This window comes from Oceanobacillus sp. B139/18, assembly GCF_055524595.1.
In genome coordinates this window covers 579240-599043 of the sequence record NZ_JBVFXI010000001.1, presented here as the reverse complement: position 1 = coordinate 599043, position 19804 = coordinate 579240, and the positions used below count along the sequence as shown (strand labels likewise).

Genomic DNA, 19804 nt, shown 5'->3' with positions numbered 1-19804 from the left:
TTAATTCCCCTGATTGGGAATTCGAATATAAATATATGTACCCTGCCCTTCTTTGGAACGAATGGTAAATGTTCCACCTAATTCTTCGCTGCGTTCCTTCATTGTTTTCAGACCATAAGAAGCTTTATTATTCTGCTGATCATCTGATTCAAAGCCGATGCCATCATCTTCAATACGGACATAAAGCTCTTCTTGCCTCTGTTTTATTTCTACCTGAACCATATTTGCATTCGCATGCCGCAGGATGTTCGATAAGGATTCCTGAATAATTCGAAAAATGTGCTCCTCGACTACTTCTTTTAAATCTAAGCCTTCATCCATATCGATTTGGAATGTCAGATTGCTTTTTTGTTCTAAAGCATCGATTAATTTCTGAATGCCTTCTTCTAACGTTTCTCCGCCGGTAAGATAAACCGGCCGTAAATGAAGCAATAATGCACGCATTTCCGCCTGTGCCTGATGCGCAGAATGTACGACTTCCTCCATTTGTTCTTTCGCTGTAGCAGGATTTTTATCAAATAGCTTTAATGCTGTCTCTGATAGCATTGCCAGCCCAAAAAGCTCCTGGCTGACAGCATCATGAAGGTCCCGGGCAATCCGCTGCCGTTCTTCAATAACTGCTGCTTTATGTGCTGATTTCGCATAATCTGATTTCTCATCGGCCATCCGCTGTAAGGACTCCACTTGCCGTTGCAATTTATCTCCTAAATCATTCAGCTCAGCAATAATTCGATCTGTTTCATCCACATCCTCATGAACATTCGTGATTTTAGAAGTATAATTTCCGTTGGCAAATTGCTTAATTTGGATGGAGATAGCATCTAAACGAATTTTTAATAAATTACCGATTTGTGTAAATCCGGCCTGCAGGGACAAAATAAATCCAATGATAATATATAAGCCGATAAATAAAAAGATACTTTGTGCCGTTAGCCAGTCCGGCTCCAAAATAACAAATAAGGATAGAATAATAGCCAGCAGGATGCATGTTGTTAAAAATAAAACATAAAGATGAGATTTTATAAAGCTGAATCGGATACTTTTTCCCCAACGTTTCATTTTCTCCCCCCTCCCATCTTATACTCGATCTACCCGAATAGAGCCTGCCTTTAAGCGAATGTCGATAAATAATTTTTTGGTAGCAGTTTCAAACTGATCCGTTTTATAAAACAAGGATGTATTGATTCCTGTCGATTCCTCATCCAAAATATTGATATCTCCAGCCTTAGCTGCTGCTTTGGCTTGAAATTCCACTTCTCCGGGAATCAGGATAGTGACATCGCCCGCCAGCGAACGAATATTTATTTCTGTTTCTTCATCCGGGATATACGCATCAGTCAGGTCTAAATAAAAATTGCCTACCATGGTGCTAATATTCATCGGCTCCAAATTCCAGTTTCCCTTCTTCTCCATATCACCTATCGTGAATGTTGCATCATTCTTTTTAGGTTCAGAGAAGGCATACCAGCGATCTTTTTTTTGTTTTTTCGAACTGCCGCTGTACACAGTCAAAAAATGAAGTCCGCGAAATAGACTGATTCCTATAAAAATCAGAATCAGCGGCCAGAGCTTAAACACATTCCAAAATGTAAAATCAACCAGCCCAAACCGATCTGCTAACAAGAGTCCTCCAAAAATGAGCAAGAACGTGCCTATCATCCACCTGCCGCCTTTTCTGATTACAGCACTTCCCAGCAGCACAGCTCCGGCAACCACAAAGAATAATGGATAAATATATGTCCAGCCAAAATTTAATTCAAAACCATCTATATTTAAACTGTTTACAATTAACATGATTCCAATCCAAATGAAGCAAATTGCTATAAAATAAGAAAAAACTCTCCTCATGTGTTTCATCAACCCCTTTCTCTATGACTCTATTTTACTTCAGAATAGGATTAAAAGAGAACCAGCTTAAGCAGGTTCTCTTCTCCGTCTTAAGTCTGAGACGTTTTTATCTATACGAATATAAATATAAAGCAGCGCAAAACCAATTGTAAATCCGGCGATAATATCTGTTATATAATGTACATTAATAAAATAGCGGCTGATTCCGATTAAACAAACGAGCATTCCTGATAGAATCTGCACCGTCAGCTTTCCTTTCTCTGAATGTATTTTTTTACATAGTAAATAAGCCAGCAGCCCGTAAAAAACCATGGAAATCATACTGTGTCCCGATGGAAAACTAAATCCTTCAGCATTTAAAGTAACAGAGACACTCGGCCTTTCTCTGGCTACAAGCTGCTTTATCCATGTATTAAGTAAATGCGCAAATAACGTTCCTCCTAAAAGCAGCAGCGCCGGATACCAATGCTTATACAACAGCATAAGTCCTGCCGCTGCAGCAATGGCTATCGGGATAAGCACATGCGAAGAGCCTAACTCCGTAATCACTCTAAAAAAATCAAATAAACCTGTTCCATGCACATGAGGAACGATTCCTCTGGTCCATTGATCGGTATATGGCAAAATATCACGTTTTATTTGTATTATCCAGACAATACTAAGTAAACAAGCAGCCATCCATACGCTGAACAAAACTGCTGCTGTTTTATTTTTCATATAATCTCTCCTTTTCTGTTCTCTTTTTTTATGCTAAACAGGTTTGACAAAAATAACAATGGGAAATATATATAAAGAAGTAAAAATCATAAAGAAGGGTGATAAAGTATGGATGCAAAATTACAAGAATTAATTGACGGGTTAAATGAAGATTTATCGAATGAATACGCTGCAGCTATCCAGTATACGTACAGCGCATCCGTTGTCTCAGGTTTATACAGGTCCGCGCTGAAACCATTTTTTGAATCAGAAATAACAGACGAATTAGGACATGCACTTTATTTATCCGAAAAAATCAAATCACTTGGCGGCACTCCGACTACAGAAGCAGCTTCTGTACCGCAGCCTTCCCAAGTTGTAGATTTATTGAAGGCTTCCCTTCAATCTGAGACAGATACGATCAAGCGCTATGAAAAAAGAAAAGCACAGGCTGAGGAACTGGGGCTGACAGAGCTGGTTGTGAAATTAGAGGACTTGATCTCTGATGAAACACATCATAAAGAAGAAATAGAGAGACTATTAGAAGACCCGCGTATCCATTAAGAACAATTGATATGAACTTCTTCCTGACCATGAAGCGATTACTGCTTCATGGTTTTTATATTGCAGACATAAGCAAGTATTTTTATCCTCGAAATATTTGTTCTACAGCTGCATGGATTAGTGATATAATGAAAGAGATTGAAATTAGAAGGCTTTTCTCTATTTTTCGTAAGCTCAACTTTCGCACATTAAAAAGTAACTTTATTTCCATAGAAACAGGAGTTAATCTCCAAAAAGGCCGGATATTTAACCAAAAAGCAAGCATGGTAATCGAAAACATGTTCATTCTGGAATAGCATGATATATATGCTTATTCTTAGGTGCGAAAGTTGAGTCACAAGGCTATCAATTGAAAGAGGTGATTAACATGTTATCAGCAATTCATTCACTCCTTGATAACACATATGAAGAAATGGTAGACATCCGCAGATATTTGCATCAGCATCCTGAGCTGTCATTTCAAGAAACAGAAACTGCTAAATACATCGCAAACTATTATGAAAAATTAGGTATTCCATATGAAAAAAATGTTGGCGGTAACGGTATTGTAGCAACATTAAAAGGGGCAAAGCCGGGCAAAACCGTTGCTTTCCGGGCTGACTTTGATGCACTGCCGATACAGGATGAGAAGGATGTTCCCTATAAATCCCAGATTCCGGGTGTTATGCATGCTTGCGGTCATGACGGACATACTGCTACCCTGCTTACCTTTGCAAAAGTAATGCAGCAGTTTCAAAATGACTTGGAAGGAAGTATTGTCTTTATTCATCAGCATGCAGAAGAATATGCTCCCGGCGGGGCGAAACCGATTGTTGAAGCTGGTGCTCTGAAAGATGTAGATGCTGTATTTGGCACACACTTATGGGCAACCCTGCCGCTTGGAAGTATTTATTCTACACATCAGGCAATCATGGCAGGTACGGACCGGTTTGAAATTACGATTCAGGGAAAGGGCGGTCACGGCGCTATTCCGCAAGATACAAAGGATGCCATCGTGATTGGTGCTGAGGCAGTTTCCCAACTCCAGCAAATTGTGAGCAGACGATTAAGCCCATTATCATCTGCCGTTATCTCAATTGGTATTTTTGAAGCAGGGAATGCCTTTAACATCATTGCCGACCAGTCTAAATTGGTCGGAACCGTCAGACATTTCGATACAGCAGTGCAAGAAAAAATCATTCAAGAAATGGAGCAGATTCTAAAAGGGGTTTGCGATTCTTTCGGCGCTTCCTATACGTTTGACTATGTTAAAGGATATCCGCCGGTTATCAATCATCCAGAGCAGACAGATCTTGTCCTTCAGACAACAAAGGAAATTGACGGTGTAGACATTGCCGCGATTACAGATCCGTTAATGGTCGGAGAAGATTTCGCTTATTATTTATTAGAAAAACCAGGTGCTTTCTTCCTGACAGGTGCGAATCTGGAGGGAAATGATTATCCGCATCATCATCCGAGGTTTGATATTGATGAAAAAGCAATGCTTATAGCTGCAAAAGCTTTTGCAAATATTTATTTGACCTATCAGGAACAAGCCAAATAAAACAAGCTGACGAGGCTATTCTCTCGTCAGCTTGTTTTTTATACCTTATCCAGTTTAGGTTGCACGTAGAATGTTACGTATGCCCAGACAAAAGCAAGACCGCCAATTAATACAATAATACTCCCCAGCCACTCAAGCTGAAAAATAAATAAGAAGGTAAAAGCAAATGCCTGCATATAGCCGAGCTTGCGAATAATTTTAATCACTGCATCCAGTTTTAATCCGGGCTTCAGCGGATACAGATCCAGCCACATTTGCGTACGATGATGGTGATATAGAGCCATCATCTGAAAAACACTCAAATAAATAAACAGAATAGCAAATAATAGCTTTATCCAGACATTAGGAATGACCCAGATGAAAATACCGCCGATTACCACAAGCCGGAGATACATCCCTAAATAATCTCCGCTGCGGAGAAAAGAAATCTGATACAAGTAATCATAGGCAGCTGAACGCTCGAATGGGATTCTGCTGATAAAGGTCTTTGTCAGCCATTCTCTTCTTTTTACTTTATTCTTCAAATGTGGAACATCCGCAAATAAATTCGCAATCCGGTAAAAGGATTGCAGGCGGATTTGGTCCTTTTCTATTAACAATTCCCAAATAATGCCCGGCTGTTTTGCTGCCACAATAAAATCATATACAATTACAAGAAGCAGCAATACGATCGTTATCACAGCGTATAATGCCTGTCCTTCAATCACAAAGTAGGCTGTTACAATATTAAGCAGTGTACGTGCTGTTAAATCAATGGTTCGCAAACTCTTCTCTCTTACCTTCAGCATATTCCAGTTTGCCAGCATATTCATGCCTTTAAAAACCAGAAATAACAGAAGCGTAACAAGGTATATGCTTCCTGCCCGTCCGCTGAAACTGGCGAAATAAAGCGGACTGAATGCAGCCGCTGCAAGTACAATGAGGTACGTCTGGATCGCAAAGCTGTAAATCAAGCTATTACGGAAATACGATCCCATCTGCTGCTCAGCAGCAATAAGAAACACCAAATCCGGCTCCTGCAATAATGTGCGGATTGGATTATAGCTGATCAGCAATCCTAAAACAATTCCCATGATGATTCCAGTCGGAAAATTCTCCGGTAATTGTTCCAGCCACTGCTGATAATAATAAGCAGTTGCAGCAATGAAAAAAAACATGGCAAATGCAATATGTCCGTTGAACATATATTTTAAATATCTGCTTAAATTTTTGACATGGGAAGATAAACGTTTTTTATAAAGTGCGTGCGAATCAAACATGATCATCTTCCTTTGTCAGCTGTACATATAAATCATCCAAAGTCGCCCCTGGCATCTGGAATTGCATGCGAAGCTCCTCTAATGTTCCTTCCGCACGTAATTTTCCATCATGTAAAATAAGAAAACGGTCACAGTATCTCTCCGCTGTTGCCAGAATATGCGTGGACATTAAGACGCCTGCCCCCTGCTTTTTCATCGAGTCCATCATCTGCAGATAAGACTGGATACCTAATGGATCCAGACCAACAAATGGCTCATCCACAATATAAAGCGGCGGTTCAATCAGAAAAGCACACATAATCATAACCTTCTGCCGCATTCCTTTTGAGAAATGGACCGGGAACCAATTCAATTTCTTTTCTAACCGAAACTCTTTTAAAAGCTTAGGCAGCCTCTGCTCAAACACCTCTTCTTCAATTCCGTAGGCCATGGCTGTCAGCCTGAGATGTTCATATAAAGTCAGCTCATCGTACAGGATAGGCATCTCCGGAATGTATGCCATCTGGTTACGATACCCTTCAGGATCATCCTGAAAGCTTTTCCCCTCTACCTGTACCTCCCCTTTTTTTGGCTGCATCAGACCGATAATGTGCTTAATGGTTGTACTTTTTCCAGCACCGTTTAATCCAATCAGCCCGACGATTTCTCCTTTATTTAAATCAAATGATATATCGTGCAGTACATTTTTATGGGTATAGCCTCCATACAAGTTTTCAATATGTAATAAGGAACTCACCTTGTTAACCCCCTTTGTTCACTAATCTGATTTTATCATCATTCGAAGAAGATTCCAAAATGAACCGTTCTACAAATTACGGGAAGTTTTTTAGACATCCTTTAACAAGTTTAATACAGAACCCTTTACTTTACCCGGTCCAACTCTATACAATAGATAAAAGATTACATTTTAAATTAGATAGGGAGGAACAAAAGATGGCACATGAAGATTGTATTTTTTGCAAAATTATCGATGGAGACATTCCCTCTGCCAAAGTTTACGAGGATGATAAGGTTTATGCTTTCCTCGATATCAGTCAAGTAACCAAAGGGCATACACTTGTTATTCCTAAAGAACACACTAAGAATATTTATGAAACACCGCCAGAAACAGCAAAAGAATTATTCAGTAGAATACCCGTTATTGCTAACGCTATTCGCGATGCCTATCAGCCATTAGGAATCAATCTGCTTAATAATAACGAACCGGTTGCTGAGCAGTCAGTCTTCCATCTGCACGTTCATTTAATTCCGCGCTACGGCGATGGAGATGGGTACACACCAAATTGGATAACGCATACAGAGGATTACACATCAGATGATTTACAGGCGGTTGCAAAAGCAATCAATGAGCAAATCAAACACTAGAAACAATCCATTTCGTTCTTTTTATTTTCAACAGCATTTGATATACTGACTATAACCTTTCGCGGCTGGCGATGAGCGCACAACCGGAAAGCAGAGTATAGAAAAGTAGAGGAGAGTTAAGTAATGAAGACAAAAATTTTAACCATTCTTGCCCTTTTGGTAAGTATCGGAACCGTACTGCATTTTGTAATGCCCCCGCTATTATTTGGTGTAAAGCCTGATATGATGCTGGCAATGATGTTTTTAGGTATTATTTTATTCCCTAAATGGAATTATGTTATTCTGCTTGCATTTGCAACAGGTGCTATTTCCGCATTGACCACAGCGGCTCCGGGAGGGCAAATTGCCAACCTGATTGATAAACCGTTGACAGCAGTTGCTTTCTTTCTGTTATTTTTGCTGGTAAGAAAGCAGATGAATACAAAAGTAACAGCTTCTGTATTAACATTTGCCGGGACACTGATCAGCGGCAGTATCTTTTTATCTGTTGCGCTTTTCTTCTTAGGATTCTTAGAAGGCGGTTTTCTTGCTTTATTTGCAGCTGTTGTTCTTCCAGCAGCAGTAATGAATACCGTTATCATGCTGGTTGTTTATCCAATTGTAGAGGGAATTATGAAGCGAAGTAAAGTAGCTGCGGTTTCGTAAAGGAGATCAGAGAGTTAAAAATACTTTCAGCTCTTCTTTGTCTTCCGAAGCATTCGTTCCATTTTAAATTGGAGCGAATGCTTTTTCCATTCTAAAAAAGTATATTTATCATATCTTATCTATTTTGTGTTAAAATAAAGATAGTAAAAAAACATTCATACTAGCAGAAATTGATTCTTTTTCCTATAATATGTATATTGCATTTATTTTGCAGGAAGATGTTTAAGTACATATCGTAAAAGGAAAAGGTATATGTGAAAGAAGAAAGGAGTGCATTTCCTATTATGTCTAAGAAAAAATCATTAACCCTGGGTTTTATCGTTGGAGCATCTGTCAGTGCTGGCATTGCACTATTAAGCACACCTGAATCAGGCAAGGATGTTCGTGTAAGAGTCAAAAATCAATCCTTAGAATTAAAAGAACTATTGATGAATTTAAAAGAAGACAGCATTCGAATCAAAGAGCAGCTGCTTCGAACTTCTAAAGAAGGTGCTGTTTTAGTCAAAGAATTGACGGAAGAAATGCGAAAATCCGTTGAAGACTGGAAAAACGCTGTAGAACCTCAGCAGGATAATATTCACCAGTCACTGGAACAAATTGAATCAAGTATCCGTGAATTAGAAGAAAAACTTAAAAACACAAATGCCAATTCATAGAAAGAAAGCTTTTGCTGGCAAAATTCCGCTGGTAAAAGCTTTTTTTTACTTTATTACAGCATGCGTGTCCGCAGCCTCTCTATCGCAATCATAAAAATATGGTTTTACAGGAAGAGAAAAAACGTGATTTACTCTATTAAGTTGCGCTTTATGACTGTTCAATGCGATTTGTTTTTGATAGAGTTAGAGAAGTAGCATTATTGTAAAGGGGCGTACATAGAACATGGCTATTTTTTATATCATTTTTGGTTTTTTTATATTACTTATTTTTAATGTGATGATTAGTGCTTTAAGTACAAAAATGGAGCTTTCCAAGCAAAAATCAGAAAGAATGGATCGGGTTACGAATATGATATTGGTAGCTATGCTAGTTTGTTCTTATCTGCGTGTTTTAAATGTGACAGTTTAATGTGATTTTTTAGTAAAAAGTTGAAAATAATTATTTAAACTGGAAAAGTATGATATATTAATCATGGTAAACAATAAAAGTAAGATGAGAAAAGAGTAGAGGTGTGTATCAGACATGAAAAAATGGACATTAGCAGCAACAATATCTGCCAGTGTGCTTGCATTGGCTGCATGTAATTCTTCCGATGATGAAGTGGTCGCGACTACAGACGCAGGCGACGTCACAAAAGAAGAGTTTTATGATGAATTAAAAGAACGTAATGGAGAAGCTGTTCTTGAAGAGCTTGTTACCATAAAAGTGTTAGAAGACCAATACGAAGTGACTGACGAGCAAGTAGATGAAGAAATCGATACCATGAAAAATGAACTTGGCGAAGATGAATTTGATTCCATGGTGGCTCAGCAATTCGGTGATGAAGAAGAACTTAGAGATTTAGTCTATGTAGGAATGCTTCAGGAAGCCGCTATTTCTGAAGATATGGAAATTACGGATGAAGAGCTGAAGGATTACTATGACAGAAAGAATTCAGAAGTAGATGCACAGCATATTCTTGTGCAGGATGAAGAAACAGCAAATGAAGTAAAAGAAAAATTAGATGATGGGGAAGAGTTTGAAGACCTTGCTTCAGAATACTCAACAGATGGCAGTGCAGAAGACGGCGGTAATCTTGGTTACTTCTCTGCCGGCGATATGATTCCTGAGTTTGAAGAAGTTGCATTCTCTATGGAACCAGGTGAAATCAGCGACCCTGTGCAATCTCAATTTGGTTTCCATATCATCAAAGTAAATGATGTACGTGAAAAAGAAGAATCCATTGGCGATTTTGAAGAATTAAAAGATGAATTAAGAAGCGAACTCGTTCTTCAACAAGCAAATCAGGAAGATATTCAAGCAAAACTTCAAAATTTAATTGAAGATGCGAATGTAGATATCTCTGCTGAAGGACTTGAAGATTTATTTGAACAGCCTTCTGAAGAAGAGCAGCCTGCAGAAGACACGGAATCTGAACAATAAAAAAATCGCTATCCATTTTGAAAATGGGTAGCGATTTTTTCATTTTATTACTGCTCTCTTTTTTTCAATCGTTCCTTTTGAATACGTTCCATATATATCTTACCTTCTCGTTCAATAAACTGCCGATCCAGCTTTCTTTCAGCTAAAAACGCACGCACTGCCATATATCCGCTGAATAAAATTAACAGAATCACTGCAAAGACCCAAATTGGAATCGAGCTCATCTTAAATCCCCCTTGTCCACTCCTTAATAAATATATATGAACAAGTAAATAGAAAATGACATAATCTTCACAGCAATCCGATGGATTCAATATTTTTTAAGAGCTACTCAAAGGAAGGCTTGTAGAAAGAGCGATTGTCCATTGCAAAAAGCCGCTCTGTAAATTCGCCCGGCTGCACCTTATCCAGTGCTTTATCCAGCATATTCATTTTTGCATCAATCAAATCAATTAAATGCAACAGTTCAGCTTCCTTGACCATTGGAGGCTTCGGACTGCCCCATTCTGCTTTTCCATGATGACTTAAAATCAAGTGCTGTAAAATAAGCACCTCTTCCTTATCCTCTACTTGCAGCTCCTTCGCCATTTCTGCTATCTCTTCTACCATAATGGTAATATGTCCAAGCAATTTTCCTTCCAGCGTATATGTTGTTGACACGACACCAGATAATTCCTTTATTTTTCCGATATCATGCAGGATAATACCTGCATATAATAAATCTTTATTGATGGAGGGATACAGTTCATGAAGCTGACGGGCAACCCCCACCATGCTGACAATATGATAGGCGAGCCCTGATGCGACATCATGATGATTTTTCGCAGCAGCCGGATAAATGAGTAATTCATGCTGATATTTTTTTACAAACCCCCGCACAATACGCTGCAACGTTGGGTTCTTCATTTCAAAAATAGCTTCTGTCAGCTTTTCTCCCAGCTCTTCTTTGCCTACGGGAGCCTTACCGACAAAGTCACTGACCTGAACCTGATCTGTTTCCTGAGATAAGCGGATGGAATGAATGCGTAGTTGATTTTTCCCCCGAAATTGATTAATATCTCCCGTTACATGGATAATCTGCTCGCCAACCAGGTTCTCTTCATCTTCTTTGGTAGCATCCCACAGCTTCGATTCTATCTCGCCAGATTCATCTCGAAGCATTAACGTTAAAAATGGTTTTCCGTTGCTGGTCGTACCCTTCGTAGCATCATTGATCAATAAAAATCCTTCAAATTTATCACCGACTGTTAAATTTGCGATTCCTTTTTTCATTTTTTTCCTCCCTCCAAATCAAGCATCCCTAGCATTAAGATGAATGATTTCTCCATTTGCAGCTTCAGCCAGCTCTCTATGGCATGTAAATACAATAACCTGCTGATTTTCCGCCATCCGCTCCAGTACCTGTTGCATACGTTCTGAACGTTTCCCGTCAAAATGCACTAAAACATCGTCCATCAGAAATGGCAGACCGCTCGCTTTTGCCATCACCTCATTAATCGCAAGGCGCAGGGAAATATAAAGCTGATCTCTTGTTCCCTGAGAAAGCTCCTCCACGCGAAACCGCCGTTTTTCCCTGCTGTTTTCTACTTGAAAAGGCTGCTCTGCTGCAGGTGAATATATTGTATCATATTGATTTCTAGTAATCTCTTTAAAATAGATTTGGGCGGTTTCAATTACAAGCGACAAGTATTTATCCTTGTATTGGCTTTTCGCAGCAGCCAGCATCCGTAAAGCTGTTTTTTGTACAGCCCAGGTTCTGACCAAGTCCTCCAGTTCTTCCTTCTCCATTGCCAGCTGGTGCATTTGCAGAGATATATCCTCCGCTCTTTCCAGCTGTTCAATACGTAATTTCAATTCTGCCTGCTGACTCTTTAGTTGTTCTAACGCTTCTTCCTCATCCGCTAAAGCCAGCTCTAATTCTTTTTTCTTTTTATAATGGTCAGCACCCTCTATGGAAACATTTATCCATTCCTGCTGCCATTTCTCCGGAAGCAGGATGTGGATTCTTTCTCTCAGTTCTTCTTGTCTGGCGTACAGTTTATTATATTGTTCTTTTCTTGTCTTCTTTTCAAAATAAACTTCTACAGACTCCACTTCTGCCATATTTAACAGTTTATCTATTTCTTTCTTATCATGGTTTCTTTTTTGGATGAAAGCTGCCTGTTTATTGCTGGTGTCCTTTATAAATTGATTCAGCTGCTGAAGCTCATGCTGGCGCTGCTGTTCTTGCTGTTCTATTTCTTCAAGGGCATGCATTATTTCATCCATATGAGTCTGCTCCGCCAGCCCTTTATGCTTCAGCCAACTCTTGGCCTGGTCTGAAAACTGCTCTATCCGTTCTTTTACTCTGACTAATCCTGTATAGATATGCTGCTTTTCATTCGTCAGCTGAAGCAGCTTTTGTAATAAATGGTAAATATCCTGCCAATAAAAGACATCGATGGATTGTAAAAATGGAAACTGATTTTGCTGCTTCCGTCTGCCCTCTTCTAATTTATTTTGCTGCTTGATTAGGTTAGATTCAGCCGTACCCTTCACTTTTAGCTGATGAATCGTTTCTCGTAACGTCTCATTTAAAGCAGAGAGCTTACTGCGCAATATTTGCTGCTTTTCCAAAATTTCCTGTGCTTCCAGATATTCTGCTTCTGTCACGTCCATTTCCTGTTCAGAGGGGGCGGTCTGCCAGCTTTCCTGCTGCTGTTTTAATTTTTGGATATCCTGCTGTTGTACATGCCGGAAATAATATATACCAATTCCACCTGCCAGGCTTAATAAAAAAAGCCACGGCATGCTTCCTGCATATCCAATAAAGGCTGCTGCCAAGGAAATCCCTATTCCAACAGCTGTAAATCTTTTTGTTTGCTTCTGCTTCTCTTCTATCATTTGACCAAGCATTTGATGCATATACTGTTGCTGTGTTTCGCTGTGTTGATTGGTCTGGTGATAAGCTTGGATCCGCTGTTTTAATTCATCTACGTGCACGTCAGCAAGCAGTTCTTTTTCTGCTTGCTTCTGCTCCTCCTCCATTCGTGCTTTTTCCTGGGCCAAATGGTCTTTCTGCTGTTGATTATCAGCGATGCTTTTTTGTACATTTCCCAGCTCTTCACGTAATGCCGCCCATTCCTTTTCAAGATAAAACGGTAATTCCAGCTGTTCTAAATCTTCAGCGGTTATACGAATCTGCTTTTCCTGAATCATCTCTGTAATTTCACGGGCTTTATACTGATAATCCTCTTCCAACGTTTTCTTTCGTTCTATCATAAAGGTTATTTCTGCTTTTTGATTCAGGAAATGATTTAATTTTTCTTTTTCTCCGTCCTGCAGGGAAATCGTTTCTAAATCTTGTTTTTTCTCCATATACGTGTCTAAGGTAGCCTGATGGGAGCTGATTTCTCTGTCTGCCTGATTCATATCTGCATGGATTGTCTCTATTTGCTTCTGATAATCTAATGAAAAATCACGGACATCCGCCAGTTTTTGCAATTCTTCGGAAACACGAAGCATTTCTTTTCGTATAGGCAGTATTTTTTCCAGCTGCTTTTCTCTTTCCAGCTGTTCATTTTTCTCTGCAATCTGCTCTTTTTTCAACCTATGTTTATTTTCCAATGCACGCATTTTTTCTATTTGTTCTTTATATGATTTTTCCAGCTGCTTGCTTTCTCCAGTCTGTTTATCTTTGATTCGTAACGCACTTAGTTTTTCATTGATAACCGGCTTGGTGCCAGAAGGCTTAAATTGCTTCTGCAGCTCTGCCTGCAGCTTCTTTTCCACTTTATAAATCGCTGTTGAACCTGTTAAACCGACACTTAATAGAAGCTCACTGATATCCGATTCATTCATATCCTGCATCACGGTTAAATCTTGATTAGAAAAGGAATAAATCGATTGAAAGGTTTCCAGATTCATATTTCCCAAAAAAGCTCCGAACCAGGTCATGTCTCTTTCCGCTCCAACGTTATCAAAGCATCTGACCTCAGACGCATCCAACCGTTCAATCATTATATTTCCTTCCGCAGGATGCTCTAATATCATCCTTCCTCCTAATTTACTGCTGGTTTTGGGACGATAAAAATCACATTGCTTTTTGGACATTCCAAAAAGCATATATAAAATAAATTGATGCAGGGTTGTCTTCCCGGCTTCATTATCGCCTAAGAGCGTTATCAAATTAGAACCAGAGAAGGAGAAAGACTGGTCGACCCATCTGCCAAAGCCGTAAATCGTAATTTCCTTTATCCTCACTTTGCTCTCTCCTTCCGCAATAGCGTATTCAGCAGCTTATAAGCATCCGATTTAATCGTCTGTTCCTCTTCCTCCGACAGAGGGGATAAAAACTTTCGCGCATCCTTGTGATGATAAATTTCATTTAATCCTTCCTGAATAAATGCCATATCAGCTTCTTCTAATATATCTTCTAAAAAAGCGTCTTTCAGCTGAGCTGGTTCTTCCTCCAAAACAAGCTGATAACGGTAAATATACTGCCATGGAAAAGCTTCTGTCAAAGATTCATTTATCACTTCAACTAACTCTTGAACAAGGATATCATCCGGGGAAAATGCATCATTTTCTCTTGCAGTTATGTTCAAATACAATAAGCTTGGAACACTGTGTTCCGGCAATTGCCTCATAATGGCTTTTTCTGCTTGAGAAGGAGTGAGACAATCCCGAATGTCCACCTGTGCTTCTTCATAACGGATTGCCTGAAGCGGCAGGAAGGTTTGCTTTACCTGATGTCTGCTTAAGTTAACCAGATAACAGCCTTTTTCTCCCGTCTCCTTTCGGTGCCTCCCTTGTATATTGCCCGGATAAATAACCGGAGGATCTGTATGGAGCTGCTGCCGTTTATGTATATGGCCCAATGCCCAATAATCCATGCGTTTGTTTAACAGGTCTTTCAGCTGGAATGGCGCATAAGAGTCGTGCTCTGTATTTGTTGCCACGCTGCCATGCAGCATAGCGATATGAAGTGGAAATTCATCCTCTGTCCGTTCATATTCTGAAGATTTATTTTCATATACAGCTCTATTTTCATAGCTGAATCCGTATATAGCCGCAGCCGCTTCTCCATTCTTATAAAAAGGAATAGATGTTACGGATTCATCAGGAAAGATATATACATTATCGGGGTATTCCACGACAAAGGCATCCCCTTTTCTGAAATCATGGTTTCCATAAGATAAAAATACTGCAATATTTTCATCGGCCAGCCTTTCAAATGCGCGTCGCAGTCTTATTTGCGCTTTTAAGCTTTGTGATTCTTGATCGTACAGATCACCTGTTAATAAAACAAAATCTACCTTATTGTTTATCGCTTCATCAACCAGGTGATTCAAAGCAGTAAATGTGCTTTCTTGAATTTCTTTAAATAGATTGGCAGGCACATGCCTCAGGCCTTTAAATAAGCTGTCTAAATGTAAATCAGCTGCATGAATAAAAGTAACTGCTGCATTCACTGTCTCCACTCCCAGTTTTATGATATCCTTATTTTAACAGAGGCAATAACAGAATGCACGTTCTATCCGCTGATTATTCTCCAGCACAATAAAAAAAGCCTACCGTACGTGTAGACTTTTATCATGATTTATTTATTATTTTGTAAACTGATTCAGCACATCCATCAGTTCGTCAATTGCTTCATCGCCTTCTCCAGATTTCACAGCATCGCTGACACAATGCTTGATGTGACGTTCAGCAACTTCAAATCCAACACGCTTTAACGCGGAATTAATCGCACTGATTTGAACAAGAATATCTACACAGTATCTATCTTCATCAATCATCTTTTGAATACCGCGGACCTGACCTTCAATTCGTTTTAAACGATTTGTCACTGCTTTTTTCTCGGCATCTGTTCTTGGTTTCAATGTATGCTCATGTAAGGAATCCATCGTATCCCTCCTTTAATCTTCTCTTTTAATATACCACCCTACCGTATATATGTCAATGCAGAAGACTTCTGCTTAAAAGTCCATTATATCATTAATCAAAATAAAACGTATCCTGAACAGGAGTTATTTTTAGAGTCTGTTTCTATAGGTTTGTATAAATCATCCTGCTGATAATTTCTTCCGGTTCAACCATCATTATCTTTCCCGTTACTCCTTTAAAATAACCGCTTCATATGCCACACAGGCAAAGCGGTTATTTTAAAATCAATCATACAGCTATTCTTTTTTTGATAAATTGATGGCACGTTTAAAATCTTTTAACGATCCTGATTTGCCATACATCAGTACCCCGCCTTTGTATACGCGGGCTGCCAATGCAGCAAACAAAGCAATCGTTACAATCATAATCCCGATAGACAAACCAATTTCCCAAAATGGGATATTGAGCATACCGATACGTAAAAACATTATCATCGGCGTAAAGAATGGGATATAGGATGTCACCGTAATCAATGTTGATTCAGGCATACCCAGACCTGTCATTGCAATGACAAAGGCAATGACAATCAGCATCGTCATCGGCATAATCAATTGATTAACATCCTCAATCCGGCTGACTAACGATCCGAGCATGGCCGCCAGAGTTGCATAGAGGAAATAGCCTAATAGGAAAAAGACAATTGCATAAATGTAAATAACCGGATCATTATCCATAATTCCCATTACTTCAAAAAATTCCCCTGCTGCAGAATCTTGATTTGCTTGAATGGCAAAGTAACCTCCGCCCAGCAGGATAATCATTTGTGTCAATCCTAACAAAGCAATCCCGACAATCTTTCCAAACATATGCATCATAGGCGGAGCACTGGAGATAAGAAGCTCCATGACGCGGGATGATTTTTCTGTTGCAACATCTGTAGCAATCATCTGACCGTATAGAAGAACGGTCATATACAGAACAAACAGCATGACATATACCAGACCTCGAGATTGATTCATTTCTTCTGCTGTTCTGGCACTGTCATCCAGCTGCTCTGTCTGCAGGCTCACCGGGGCATAAATCATATCTAACGTTTGCTGGTCAATTCCCGCCTCCTGCGTTCCAACAACCACCTTCAGCTGCTGCAAAATCTGCTCAATTTCTACCTGTTCGCCCGTTTCCGAAATACGGTTCGCATAATAGTCTCCTTCGGGCAGATTATTTTCATCGGCAGCAATGACAAGCAAGCCATCATATTCTTCAGCAGAGACTGCATCCTTCGCTTCTTCCTCTGTTCCTTCAAAATTCTCAAAGGCAATTCCGGCGCCTTCACTTATCCCTTCCCCCTGCAAATAATCACCGTATATTCCGGATTCATCGATGACAAGCACTTGATCCGATTCTTCATCACCTGAAAACATATCAATAATAGAGGATATATTTGCAAAACCAATAATGATAGCTAATGTAATTGCCGTGGTAATAATAAATGATTTCGATTTTACCCGCGAAAGATACGTATGACCAACAATCGTCCAGAATTTATTCATAGGAAGCACCTACCTTTTCAATAAAGATATCATTTAAAGAAGGCTCTTCAATTTCAAATTTCCGGACAAAGCCTTTCCCTTGCAGCTCTGAAAATATATCTTGTGCAATTTGTTCATCCTCAATCTGCAATGCACATCCATCCGGCAGTTCTTTATAAGAAGCCACACCTTGATAATTCTTTAAAAATTCTGTTGAAAAATCACCGCGGATATCAAGATTTTTCTTTCCAAAGCTGTGTTTGATTTCGCGTAAGGAGCCATGAACAACTGGCGTTCCTTTTTGCAGAATACAGATATGCTGGCACATTTCCTCGACATGCTCCATCTGGTGAGAAGAGAAAACAATCGACGTCCCCTGATTTTTTAAATCTTTGACAGCATTTTTCAGCATTTCTACATTGACTGGATCTAATCCAGAAAATGGCTCATCTAATATTAACAGTTTAGGCTCATGAATCACGGCAGAAATAAACTGTATTTTCTGTTGATTCCCTTTAGACAGCTCCTGCACTTTTTTATCTAAGTACTCCGGTACTTTAAACCGTTCCAGCCATTCATCCAGCTTTTTAAGAACCTCTTGTTTTTTCATTCCCCGCAGCCGTCCTAAATAAATAATTTGCTCTTTCACCGTTAATTTCGGATACAGCCCTCTTTCTTCCGGCAAATACCCAATTAAATGACTCTCATTATAAGAAATCGGGCCGCCGTCCCAGGTAATATCGCCGGATGTTTTATCCAGCAGGCCGAGAATCATACGAAATGTTGTTGTTTTGCCTGCCCCGTTTCCGCCTAAAAACCCAAACATTTCTCTTTCAGGAATTTCCAGAGATAAATTGTTTACTGCAGTATGATTTCCAAACCGTTTTGTGACATTTGATAGCTTTAGCACATACTTCTCTCCCTTCTGTTGACTATACAATTGAACGAATCAAAAGGTTCATATAACTTTTCAAATTTTTATTCATCCACTTGTTATACGTACAAACATATCCATTCGTTTCATTTTTTTATTATATCTATCCTGTTTACTATCATTACCTCCCCGGCGCTTCTATCTAAATCATTATGATTAGAAAACCAAGAGCACCACTTGGTCTTTAAATCACCAGTGTCCTCGCCGAAGCGATGTCCGCTGCGGGAAGTCGCTTTCCGCGGGCAACGGATCAGCCTCCTCGGAAGAAAATCACTTCCTGCGGGGTCTTCACCTGTTGCTTTTCCCGCAGGAGTCGGCTTCCCTCCGCTCCCATCTAAGAAGAATTATGTTTTATTTGCTTTCTTTCAAAGAAATGAAGCTAATTCTAGCGACGCTTTTTGATGGGACGAGTAATCGCAGTCCCAGAAGAAATACACGGAGACTCCTGTGGGAATGCGCAGGGTGAAGACCCCGCAGGAAAAAAGTGAATTTCTTTTTTTCTACCCTCAGAGCATAAGTGCGACTTTAGCTCTGTCTGCGCCTGTCGGCTTGCCAATTGCTAAGTCTTCTTTTCACCCTCGGGGCATAAGTGCGACTTTAGCTCTGTCTGCGCCTGTCGGCTTGCCAATTGCTAAGTCTTCTTTAGAGGAGATGAGCTCGGGCCCATGGAAAGTGGAGTTTATTTCTGGGGCCTAAGATTACTCACCCCATGAAACCCGTTGGAGCGGCTATATTCAGCATTTTTTATATACTTCTTATTCTTCAAGAAAAAATGAATACCAATTCATAACTATTGCAAGAAGTATTTCATCTGTTTTATAATTTAGAGTAAAGCGATTACATTTTGGAGGAGGTCATTCGATGGGGACATATTATTTAACGGTATTTTCACAATCAGGAGAAAAACTGCTTGATACACAATTTGATGCTTCCACGCATGCAGAAGCAAAGGAAATTGGAAAGGAAAAGCTGGATAAAGAGGGGTACGCTGAACATACACATCGATGTGTCAGCCCAAATGCTAAGCTGGTGCTCTTTCATCGTTAAAAAGTTAAAATCCCTGCTGCTGCAAAAGGTAAAGCAGCGGCAGGGATGTATCCGTTCATTTTTTATTCAGCTGCACCATAAAGTTCTTCTAATGGTTTTGTAATGGTTTGAGAGATTTCATTAATCACATTGTTTAGTTTCTGCTCTTCTTCCATTAATTTTGAGATGGCATCATGCTGTTGAACCGTCTCAACGATTTGTCTTGCTTTTTCAATTTCTTCTTCAGAAATATCTTGACCTTGCATATGCTTTTCCTGCAGGTTTAATTGTGTTTCACGGAAGTTTTCAAACATTTGCTTTGCAATTTCGTCAGACATTACTGCTTCATAAGCTTGTTTTAAATCCTGAAATTCTTTGCTTTCACGAAGTGCTTGTTCTAATTGATTTGCTTGTTCTTGTAAATTTGACATTAATATAACTCCTCCTT

The 19804-nt window shown here is 39.4% G+C and carries 22 protein-coding genes; 9 read left to right on the top strand and 13 right to left on the bottom strand.

All coding sequences use genetic code 11. From position 1 onward, the window contains the following. From ACZSMY_RS02935 to ACZSMY_RS02925, 3 genes are all read right to left on the bottom strand, one after another. On the bottom strand, nt 1–1059 hold the full coding sequence (locus ACZSMY_RS02935; protein WP_042534619.1) for a sensor histidine kinase: 1059 nt from the start codon (nt 1057–1059) through the stop codon (nt 1–3). Between the two features lie 18 nt (nt 1060–1077). Next, nucleotides 1078–1848 carry a cell wall-active antibiotics response protein LiaF gene (gene liaF, locus ACZSMY_RS02930; protein ID WP_042534620.1) on the bottom strand — a complete coding sequence of 257 codons (771 nt, stop codon included), beginning with the start codon at nt 1846–1848 and terminating at the stop codon, nt 1078–1080. Nucleotides 1849–1914: 66 nt separating this feature from the next. Then, nucleotides 1915–2565: a phosphatase PAP2 family protein gene (locus ACZSMY_RS02925; RefSeq protein WP_042534622.1), complete on the bottom strand. Its 651-nt coding sequence runs from the start codon at nt 2563–2565 to the stop codon at nt 1915–1917. 108 nt (nt 2566–2673) lie between these two features. Between ACZSMY_RS02925 and ACZSMY_RS02920 the strand changes: the two genes are divergently transcribed. Both ACZSMY_RS02920 and ACZSMY_RS02915 read left to right on the top strand, forming a co-directional pair. Next, complete coding sequence (locus ACZSMY_RS02920) at nt 2674–3108, top strand: ferritin-like domain-containing protein (protein WP_042534623.1); 435 nt, start codon at nt 2674–2676, stop codon at nt 3106–3108. A 367-nt stretch (nt 3109–3475) separates the two neighbouring features. After that, nucleotides 3476–4651, top strand: coding sequence for a M20 family metallopeptidase (locus tag ACZSMY_RS02915; RefSeq protein WP_042534627.1), 1176 nt, complete (start codon nt 3476–3478; stop codon nt 4649–4651). Nucleotides 4652–4689: 38 nt separating this feature from the next. On the opposite strand, the gene ACZSMY_RS02910 is transcribed toward ACZSMY_RS02915, so the two are convergent. Then, a complete protein-coding gene (locus ACZSMY_RS02910) occupies nt 4690–5910 on the bottom strand; it encodes an ABC transporter permease (RefSeq protein ID WP_042534629.1) in 1221 nt (406 codons plus the stop codon). Next, a complete protein-coding gene (locus ACZSMY_RS02905; RefSeq protein ID WP_042534631.1) occupies nt 5903–6646 on the bottom strand; it encodes an ABC transporter ATP-binding protein in 744 nt (247 codons plus the stop codon). Before ACZSMY_RS02905 ends, ACZSMY_RS02910 begins: the two co-directional genes overlap by 8 nt. A 197-nt stretch (nt 6647–6843) precedes the next feature. Here ACZSMY_RS02905 and ACZSMY_RS02900 point away from each other — a divergent pair, with 197 nt between their 5' ends. From ACZSMY_RS02900 to ACZSMY_RS02880, 5 genes are all read left to right on the top strand, one after another. Beyond that, on the top strand, nt 6844–7275 hold the full coding sequence (locus tag ACZSMY_RS02900) for an HIT family protein (protein ID WP_042534633.1): 432 nt from the start codon (nt 6844–6846) through the stop codon (nt 7273–7275). A 123-nt stretch (nt 7276–7398) separates the two neighbouring features. Further along, on the top strand, nt 7399–7920 hold the full coding sequence (locus tag ACZSMY_RS02895; protein WP_042534635.1) for a tryptophan transporter: 522 nt from the start codon (nt 7399–7401) through the stop codon (nt 7918–7920). A gap of 284 nt (nt 7921–8204) precedes the next feature. Next, the gene (locus ACZSMY_RS02890; protein WP_042536304.1) at nt 8205–8576 is read left to right on the top strand and encodes a YtxH domain-containing protein; all 372 of its coding nucleotides are present in this window, start codon (nt 8205–8207) and stop codon (nt 8574–8576) included. A 223-nt stretch (nt 8577–8799) separates the two neighbouring features. Continuing rightward, entirely contained in the window at nt 8800–8985 is a 186-nt protein-coding gene (locus ACZSMY_RS02885; RefSeq protein WP_042534637.1) for a hypothetical protein, read from the top strand. A gap of 114 nt (nt 8986–9099) precedes the next feature. Then, nucleotides 9100–9999, top strand: a complete 900-nt coding sequence (locus tag ACZSMY_RS02880) for a peptidylprolyl isomerase (RefSeq protein ID WP_042534639.1) — start codon at nt 9100–9102, stop codon at nt 9997–9999. A gap of 47 nt (nt 10000–10046) precedes the next feature. Here the strand turns inward: ACZSMY_RS02880 and ACZSMY_RS02875 are convergent, their stop codons facing one another. The 7 genes from ACZSMY_RS02875 to ACZSMY_RS02845 form a co-directional block, all read right to left on the bottom strand. Next, nucleotides 10047–10223: a sporulation YhaL family protein gene (locus ACZSMY_RS02875; protein ID WP_042534641.1), complete on the bottom strand. Its 177-nt coding sequence runs from the start codon at nt 10221–10223 to the stop codon at nt 10047–10049. A 103-nt stretch (nt 10224–10326) separates the two neighbouring features. Further along, the gene (yhaM, locus tag ACZSMY_RS02870; RefSeq protein ID WP_042534644.1) at nt 10327–11271 is read right to left on the bottom strand and encodes a 3'-5' exoribonuclease YhaM; all 945 of its coding nucleotides are present in this window, start codon (nt 11269–11271) and stop codon (nt 10327–10329) included. Nucleotides 11272–11289: 18 nt separating this feature from the next. Next, nucleotides 11290–14241, bottom strand: coding sequence for an AAA family ATPase (locus ACZSMY_RS02865; protein ID WP_465147445.1), 2952 nt, complete (start codon nt 14239–14241; stop codon nt 11290–11292). Then, nucleotides 14238–15452, bottom strand: a complete 1215-nt coding sequence (locus ACZSMY_RS02860; RefSeq protein ID WP_193064763.1) for a metallophosphoesterase family protein — start codon at nt 15450–15452, stop codon at nt 14238–14240. The genes ACZSMY_RS02865 and ACZSMY_RS02860 overlap by 4 nt, the downstream gene beginning before the upstream one ends. A 135-nt stretch (nt 15453–15587) precedes the next feature. After that, complete coding sequence (locus tag ACZSMY_RS02855; RefSeq protein ID WP_042534650.1) at nt 15588–15887, bottom strand: metal-sensing transcriptional repressor; 300 nt, start codon at nt 15885–15887, stop codon at nt 15588–15590. A gap of 276 nt (nt 15888–16163) precedes the next feature. Next, nucleotides 16164–17417 carry an ABC transporter permease gene (locus ACZSMY_RS02850; RefSeq protein WP_042534653.1) on the bottom strand — a complete coding sequence of 418 codons (1254 nt, stop codon included), beginning with the start codon at nt 17415–17417 and terminating at the stop codon, nt 16164–16166. After that, nucleotides 17410–18306 (bottom strand): ABC transporter ATP-binding protein, encoded by an 897-nt coding sequence (locus ACZSMY_RS02845; RefSeq protein WP_042534654.1) that lies wholly within the window; start codon nt 18304–18306, stop codon nt 17410–17412. Before ACZSMY_RS02845 ends, ACZSMY_RS02850 begins: the two co-directional genes overlap by 8 nt. Before the next feature lie 486 nt (nt 18307–18792). Here ACZSMY_RS02845 and ACZSMY_RS02840 point away from each other — a divergent pair, with 486 nt between their 5' ends. Both ACZSMY_RS02840 and ACZSMY_RS02835 read left to right on the top strand, forming a co-directional pair. After that, nucleotides 18793–19026, top strand: coding sequence for a hypothetical protein (locus ACZSMY_RS02840; RefSeq protein ID WP_175297069.1), 234 nt, complete (start codon nt 18793–18795; stop codon nt 19024–19026). A gap of 165 nt (nt 19027–19191) precedes the next feature. Then, on the top strand, nt 19192–19377 hold the full coding sequence (locus ACZSMY_RS02835) for a YhzD family protein (RefSeq protein WP_042534658.1): 186 nt from the start codon (nt 19192–19194) through the stop codon (nt 19375–19377). A 62-nt stretch (nt 19378–19439) separates the two neighbouring features. Here the strand turns inward: ACZSMY_RS02835 and ACZSMY_RS02830 are convergent, their stop codons facing one another. After that, nucleotides 19440–19787 carry a YlbF/YmcA family competence regulator gene (locus ACZSMY_RS02830; RefSeq protein ID WP_042534660.1) on the bottom strand — a complete coding sequence of 116 codons (348 nt, stop codon included), beginning with the start codon at nt 19785–19787 and terminating at the stop codon, nt 19440–19442. Nucleotides 19788–19804: the final 17 nt, after the last annotated feature.

Excerpts from the sequence above, each read along its gene's own strand:
- ACZSMY_RS02935 (WP_042534619.1), bottom strand. The coding sequence starts at position 1,059 with ATGAAACGTTGGGGAAAAAGTATCCGATTCAGCTTTATAAAATCTCAT.
- liaF (WP_042534620.1), bottom strand. The coding sequence starts at position 1,848 with ATGAGGAGAGTTTTTTCTTATTTTATAGCAATTTGCTTCATTTGGATT.
- ACZSMY_RS02925 (WP_042534622.1), bottom strand. The coding sequence starts at position 2,565 with ATGAAAAATAAAACAGCAGCAGTTTTGTTCAGCGTATGGATGGCTGCT.
- ACZSMY_RS02920 (WP_042534623.1), top strand. The coding sequence starts at position 2,674 with ATGGATGCAAAATTACAAGAATTAATTGACGGGTTAAATGAAGATTTA.
- ACZSMY_RS02915 (WP_042534627.1), top strand. The coding sequence starts at position 3,476 with ATGTTATCAGCAATTCATTCACTCCTTGATAACACATATGAAGAAATG.
- ACZSMY_RS02910 (WP_042534629.1), bottom strand. The coding sequence starts at position 5,910 with ATGTTTGATTCGCACGCACTTTATAAAAAACGTTTATCTTCCCATGTC.
- ACZSMY_RS02900 (WP_042534633.1), top strand. The coding sequence starts at position 6,844 with ATGGCACATGAAGATTGTATTTTTTGCAAAATTATCGATGGAGACATT.
- ACZSMY_RS02895 (WP_042534635.1), top strand. The coding sequence starts at position 7,399 with ATGAAGACAAAAATTTTAACCATTCTTGCCCTTTTGGTAAGTATCGGA.
- ACZSMY_RS02890 (WP_042536304.1), top strand. The coding sequence starts at position 8,205 with ATGTCTAAGAAAAAATCATTAACCCTGGGTTTTATCGTTGGAGCATCT.
- ACZSMY_RS02885 (WP_042534637.1), top strand. The coding sequence starts at position 8,800 with ATGGCTATTTTTTATATCATTTTTGGTTTTTTTATATTACTTATTTTT.
- ACZSMY_RS02880 (WP_042534639.1), top strand. The coding sequence starts at position 9,100 with ATGAAAAAATGGACATTAGCAGCAACAATATCTGCCAGTGTGCTTGCA.
- ACZSMY_RS02875 (WP_042534641.1), bottom strand. The coding sequence starts at position 10,223 with ATGAGCTCGATTCCAATTTGGGTCTTTGCAGTGATTCTGTTAATTTTA.
- yhaM (WP_042534644.1), bottom strand. The coding sequence starts at position 11,271 with ATGAAAAAAGGAATCGCAAATTTAACAGTCGGTGATAAATTTGAAGGA.
- ACZSMY_RS02855 (WP_042534650.1), bottom strand. The coding sequence starts at position 15,887 with ATGGATTCCTTACATGAGCATACATTGAAACCAAGAACAGATGCCGAG.
- ACZSMY_RS02850 (WP_042534653.1), bottom strand. The coding sequence starts at position 17,417 with ATGAATAAATTCTGGACGATTGTTGGTCATACGTATCTTTCGCGGGTA.
- ACZSMY_RS02835 (WP_042534658.1), top strand. The coding sequence starts at position 19,192 with ATGGGGACATATTATTTAACGGTATTTTCACAATCAGGAGAAAAACTG.
- ACZSMY_RS02830 (WP_042534660.1), bottom strand. The coding sequence starts at position 19,787 with ATGTCAAATTTACAAGAACAAGCAAATCAATTAGAACAAGCACTTCGT.